Source organism: Billgrantia saliphila (assembly GCF_002930105.1).
Taxonomy (GTDB): domain Bacteria; phylum Pseudomonadota; class Gammaproteobacteria; order Pseudomonadales; family Halomonadaceae; genus Halomonas; species Halomonas saliphila.
Map to the genome: position 1 here is coordinate 1 of NZ_PJRN01000045.1, position 620 is coordinate 620.

Consider the following 620-nt stretch of genomic DNA (forward strand, 5'->3'; position numbering starts at 1 on the left):
TTCAAATCTGCCCAGACCCACCAAATTTGCGTGACACGTCGTTGAAAGACTCCTCGTATAGCAGGCTATACGTCGTCGTCTTTCGCCTTGTTTCACACAAATTTCATTTCGCGAAGTATCATCGCGCCGAAATGACAGGAGGGGCCATAGCTCAGCTGGGAGAGCGCCTGCCTTGCACGCAGGAGGTCAGCGGTTCGATCCCGCTTGGCTCCACCACTTCCTCACAGTCTTCCTGATCGGATCTGCAGTCATAAGCCATCGTCGCGCCGTGCGATGTCGGGTTTATGACTGTCGATTGACAGTCTGCTCTTTAACAATGTGAATCATGCTGACACGTTCTTTCCGCAAGGAAAGAGCAAAAGTGATACGTCTCAAGCGTATCCGGCAATTGTCGTACGTAATCGCGGACCAGACCCTTTCGGGTTATATGGTCAAGCGATTAAGCGCATACGGTGGATGCCTTGGCAGCCAGAGGCGATGAAGGACGTTGTAGCCTGCGATAAGGCTCGGTGAGGTGGCAAACAACCTGTGACCCGGGCATTTCCGAATGGGGAAACCCACCCAGCACAAGCTGGGTATCCCACACTGAATCCATAGGTGTTGGGAGGCGAACCGGGGGA

Annotated in this window: 1 tRNA gene and 1 rRNA gene; both read left to right on the forward strand. The window is 53.5% G+C overall.

The annotated features are described in order from the left end of the window. Window positions 1-140 precede the first annotated feature (140 nt). Window positions 141-216 (forward strand) — tRNA-Ala (locus CYJ07_RS20190). Window positions 217-429: 213 nt separating this feature from the next. Beyond that, window positions 430-620, forward strand: a 23S ribosomal RNA gene (locus CYJ07_RS20195); the annotation flags it as partial.